Genomic DNA, 2,917 nt, shown 5'->3' on the forward strand with positions numbered 1-2,917 from the left:
TACGTTAAAGGCTCCTTGTAATCCTAGCAAGATCGTTTGTGTTGGCTTAAACTATCGAGATCATGCGGAAGAAATGAAGGACAAAATCCCAGAAGAACCGGTTCTCTTCATAAAACCGTCAACGGCTGTGATTGGACCAAAAGAAAGTATTATATACCCAAAAATGAGCAATCAAGTAGATTATGAGGCAGAACTTGCGGTTATAATTAAAGACAAAATCAAAGACATAGAAGAAGACCACGTAAAAGAACATATCCTAGGGTATACTTGTTTTAACGATGTTACCGCTAGGGATTTGCAGAAGAAAGATGGACAGTGGACACGAGCAAAATCCTTTGATACTTTTGCGCCCTTTGGTCCCACAATTGTAACAAATATTGATCCAAGTAACCTAAATATTCAACTTTTACTCAACGATCAAATCAAACAAAACTCAAATACTAACCAATTAATCTTTTCTGTGGAAAAACTCGTAAGTTTCATATCAAAAATAATGACCTTATATCCCGGTGATGTAATTGCCACAGGTACACCTTCAGGTGTGGGACCAATGAATGTTGGAGATAAGGTGGCAGTTAAAATAGAGAAAATAGGGATACTAGAAAATAATGTTATAAACTAATTTTAAATATTCTATTGAAAAAATCCTCTCAATCTACGATGAGAAACATAAAATTCTACATCTACCCGCTGCTTATAGATGCAGTGAGTAGTTGATATCATTCATCTATATAACCCAAATTCTTCAATCTTTTTTTGATCGCCTTTATTTCCTCTTCAGTCAATGTTTCAATTTGGTTAGTGGATTTGTTATTCTTTTTGGTTTGCTGGATTTCTTCAGAGGATACCAAATCTCTAAGCACAAACACAACAAACTCTGTAACACTGGAATAACCAGTATTTTCTATTATGGATTTAAGTTTATCATACAACGGTTTTGGTATTTTTAAGGTCACCTTATCAGACATGAAAGTCACTCTCCAAATGTTTCTTTTAACTGTATTATATCACGTCGTTTTTGATTAATCAAAGGTTTTTCTTTTTGAAAGATCTTTGTGTTATTATTTGTCTATAGCTTCTTTAAAAGGAGTGGCTTAATGAACAAAAAAATCGTAATCATCGGATTAGATTGTGCTTCACCAAATTTAATCTTTGATGAGTTTTTCGATGATTTACCCAATTTAAGAAAAATTATGAAAAATGGAGTGTACAATGAATTAGAGTCAACTATCCCTCCAATAACCGTTCCAGCCTGGATGAGCATGTTTACAGGTAAAGATCCTGGTGAGCTTGGAATATATGGTTTTACAAATAGGCAAAATTATGATTATCACTCTTTCTCATTGGTTTCTTCCAAAAGCGTGAAATATAAAAAATTGTGGGATATTTTTACACAAAAAGGCAAACAAAACATCGTGATAGGCGTACCGTTAACTTACCCTCCTTCTGCCTTGAAAGGAAACATGATTACTGGATTTTTAACGCCTTCTTTTGAATCCAATTATACTTATCCAAAATATTTAAAAAATGAATTACTAGCCAATACAGGAAATTTCATTTTTGATGTATATGATTTTAGAACCGAAGATAAAGAAAGACTATTAAAAGATATCTACGAAATGACAAATAATCATTTTAAAATTGCGAATTATTTAGCAAAAAACAAACCCTGGGATTTATTTGTAATGGTTGAAATGGGGACAGACAGAATTCACCACGGATTTTGGGCTTTGCACGATAAAAAACATCCAAAACATATAAAAAGTAGATTTAATTCTGCCATTAGAGATTATTATATTCATTTAGACAACAAGATAGGAGAATTTTTGAATGGTATTCACGGCGATTTCGACGTTATAATAGTATCAGATCACGGCATAAAACCTATGTACGGTGGCATAGCCATTAACGATTGGCTCATTAAGAAAGGATATTTGGTTTTAAAGGAGTATCCAAAAAAGCCCGTTTCTATAAATAAATTGATAAGAGAAAAAAAGATAGATTGGAATAAAACCAAGGTGTGGGGAAATGGTGGCTACCATGGCAAGCTATTTTTCAACATAAAAGGCAGGGAACCTTTGGGAGTAATTGAAAAAAATGAATTAGATAATTTCAAAACTAAGCTTATACAAGAGCTGAAAGACATTAAGAATGAAGATGGAAATGAGATGAATACAAACGTGTATGAACCCCAAAAAATTTATAATAAGCTAAATAATATTCCTCCCGATTTGATTGTTTACTTTGATGATCTATCTTGGAGATGTCAAGGTAGCATAGGTAATGAAAGCATTTACACATACGACAATGACATTGGTCCTGATGATGCCAATCACGCTAGCTACGGGATTTTTATAAGCAACAACAAAATTCTAAAAATCAACAAAATTACCGATTTTTTTAATTCGATAGTTTATAATTATTTGTCTGATTGAAATTAAAATACGATCATTCTAATGCTTAGAAAAGTAATAATACAACCAAGAGAAATCATCAACACTTTAGCAGGAATTTTCTTGGTTATCAAAGCGGCGATTGGAGCTGCCAAACTTCCCCCAATAATTAATCCAATAATAACGCTCCAATTGAATTGTGATAGCAAGGCAAAGAATGCCACAACTTCAGAAATAGTAACAAAAAACTCAGCAGCATTCACTGAACCTATAGTCTTTCTCGGATTCTTTCCATCAGAAACTAACGTTGATGTAACGATAGGCCCCCATCCTCCACCTCCAATGGCATCGAAAAAGCCTCCTAAAAGACCTAAGATAGAGTAATGCCTCCTTCTTGTAATCTTCTCTTCTGAATGTTTATGCATGGTGGTAACTTTGTACAATATTCTTATCCCCATAATCAATAAATAGATGCCAATGAACGGTTTGATTTTGTCTCCGTCTATATTTGTCAAAATATAAGC

4 protein-coding genes are annotated in these 2,917 nt (G+C 33.3%); 2 read left to right on the plus strand and 2 right to left on the minus strand.

What is annotated here, in order from left to right; all coding sequences use genetic code 11:
* Positions 1 to 622: fumarylacetoacetate hydrolase family protein (locus AA81_RS06575; protein ID WP_103898591.1), on the plus strand; the 622-nt coding region annotated here is incomplete at its 5' end.
* A gap of 97 nt (positions 623 to 719) precedes the next feature.
* Here AA81_RS06575 and AA81_RS06580 read toward each other — a convergent pair.
* Positions 720 to 968 (minus strand): CopG family transcriptional regulator, encoded by a 249-nt coding sequence (locus tag AA81_RS06580; protein WP_233186668.1) that lies wholly within the window; start codon positions 966 to 968, stop codon positions 720 to 722.
* Between the two features lie 129 nt (positions 969 to 1,097).
* Here AA81_RS06580 and AA81_RS06585 point away from each other — a divergent pair, with 129 nt between their 5' ends.
* The gene (locus tag AA81_RS06585; protein ID WP_103898592.1) at positions 1,098 to 2,435 is read left to right on the plus strand and encodes an alkaline phosphatase family protein; all 1,338 of its coding nucleotides are present in this window, start codon (positions 1,098 to 1,100) and stop codon (positions 2,433 to 2,435) included.
* A 2-nt stretch (positions 2,436 to 2,437) separates the two neighbouring features.
* On the opposite strand, the gene AA81_RS06590 is transcribed toward AA81_RS06585, so the two are convergent.
* Positions 2,438 to 2,917: sulfite exporter TauE/SafE family protein (locus tag AA81_RS06590; RefSeq protein ID WP_146050355.1), on the minus strand; the 480-nt coding region annotated here is incomplete at its 5' end.

Source organism: Petrotoga halophila DSM 16923 (genome assembly GCF_002924615.1).